The sequence below is a fragment of the Stenotrophomonas sp. 05L44_2 genome (genome assembly GCF_056665995.1).
This window is the reverse complement of record NZ_JBFTNR010000813.1, coordinates 1-1,718: the sequence shown is the minus strand read 5'-3', so window position 1 is coordinate 1,718 and position 1,718 is coordinate 1. Positions and strand designations below refer to the sequence as shown.

At 68.1% G+C, this 1,718-nt stretch carries 3 protein-coding genes; all 3 read left to right on the top strand.

Going from position 1 to position 1,718, the window contains the following annotated elements:
* Positions 1-65 precede the first annotated feature (65 nt).
* A complete protein-coding gene (gene wrbA / locus AC1VAN_RS20930; protein WP_025879137.1) occupies positions 66-659 on the top strand; it encodes an NAD(P)H:quinone oxidoreductase in 594 nt (197 codons plus the stop codon).
* Positions 656-991, top strand: coding sequence for a DUF2069 domain-containing protein (locus tag AC1VAN_RS20925; RefSeq protein WP_025879136.1), 336 nt, complete (start codon positions 656-658; stop codon positions 989-991). The genes wrbA and AC1VAN_RS20925 overlap by 4 nt, the downstream gene beginning before the upstream one ends.
* A gap of 79 nt (positions 992-1,070) precedes the next feature.
* Entirely contained in the window at positions 1,071-1,556 is a 486-nt protein-coding gene (locus AC1VAN_RS20920; protein WP_480986646.1) for an asparaginase domain-containing protein, read from the top strand.
* Positions 1,557-1,718 lie beyond the last annotated feature (162 nt).

Sequence of the window (1,718 nt, the reverse complement as noted above, 5' to 3'; positions counted from 1 at the left end):
ACCCGATGCGGAATCGGTGCAGGATAGCCATACTGGCGTCCACACGATGAGGAGAGCTGGGCGCGATGGGCGAAATCCTGGTGCTGTACTACAGCCGCGGCGGTTCGGTGGCACGGCTGGCGCGCCAGATCGCGCGGGGCATCGGCGAGGTTCCGGGCATGGCAGCGCGGCTGCGCACGGTGCCGCCGGTGGCTGCCGTTACCCAGACCGCGCAGCCGCCGGTACCCGACGATGGCGCGCCCTATGTAAGCGTGCAGGACCTGGCGGAGTGCCAGGGACTGCTGCTGGGCAGCCCTACCCGTTTCGGCAACATGGCCGCGCCGGTCAAGCATTTCCTTGACGGCCTCGGCGCCGAATGGGTGAACGGCACGCTGGCCGGCAAGCCGGCCGGGGTGTTCACGTCCACTGCGTCGATGCATGGCGGCCAGGAGTCGACCCTGCTGTCGATGCAGGTACCTCTGCTGCACCACGGCTGCCTGATCGTCGGCATTCCGTTCACCGAGCCGGCGCTGAGCCACACCACCAGTGGCGGCACGCCGTATGGCGCCAGCCACGTGGCCGGCGCCGCCGACGACCCGCAACCCACCGACGATGAGGCGGTACTGGCGCGGGCGCTGGGCCGGCGCGTGGCCGACATCGCGCAGCGGCTGGCGCGATGAGCACCGCGCCGCGCACCGTGCTGCTGCTGGCCCTGATGGGGCTGGCGGCGCTGTTTGCCGGCTGGTTCATCAACGACAGGCACTGGCTGGCCACCCAGCTGGTGTTCACTGCGCCGCCGCTGGCGCTGGCCATCGCCCTGCGGCTGGGCTGGCGCAAGGCCGGGTTCTGGGCGGCGGTGCTGGCCCTGGGCTGGTTCAGCCACGGCGTGATGAGCGCCTGGAGCCATCCCGAGACCCGCTGGCTGGCACTGATCGAAATCGTGCTGGCGCTGCTGGTGATCTTTTCGGCCAGCCTGCCCGGCCTGCGCGCCCGTTTCGGGCGGCGGCGCTGACGCTGCGCCCGGTGGGCCGTATCATCTGCGTTCCCGGCCCCGCGCCGCTGTACCTGCCTTGGTTTCGCGCATGCACATGATGGAAGAGCTCCTGGTCGTCACCACCGGTGGCACGATCGACAAGATCTATTTCGACGACAAGTCGGACTACCAGATCGGCGACCCGCAGATCGGCATGATCCTGCGCGAACTGGGGGTCACGTTCCGTTTCAACGTGATTCCGATCCTGCGCAAGGATTCGCTGCACATCAACGACGACGATCGTGAGCTGATCCGCGCGACGATCGCCGCGCAGCCCACCCGCCACGTGCTGGTGACCCACGGCACCGATTCGATGGTGCAGACCGGCAAGGTGCTGGCGACGATCCCGGACAAGACCATCGTGATGACCGGTGCGCTGAGCCCGGCGCGTTTCCGTGGTTCGGATGCGGAGTTCAACMTCGGCTGTGCGTTCGGTGCGGTGCAGTCGCTGCCGGCGGGGGTGTTCATCGCAATGAACGGCCGGATCTTCGACCCGCAGCATGTGCGCAAGAACGTGGCGGCGAACCGGTTCGAGTCGGTTTGAGGGATTGAAGGCGCGCCGTCGCGCGGATGGGTTCAGCGTTTTGGTTGCTGCTGGGTTGAGGGGGTGATCCCCCCGACGCAGGACACGCCATAAACCCATCCCTGGGGGCTCGATGGCGCCTTGCTCGTGTGCGCTGTCCTGCGCACACGGCAAGACCGGGGT

Bases quoted from the DNA above. Each gene is read 5' to 3' on its own strand.
- wrbA (WP_025879137.1), top strand. From the start codon at position 66: ATGGGCGAAATCCTGGTGCTGTACTACAGCCGCGGCGGTTCGGTGGCA.
- AC1VAN_RS20925 (WP_025879136.1), top strand. From the start codon at position 656: ATGAGCACCGCGCCGCGCACCGTGCTGCTGCTGGCCCTGATGGGGCTG.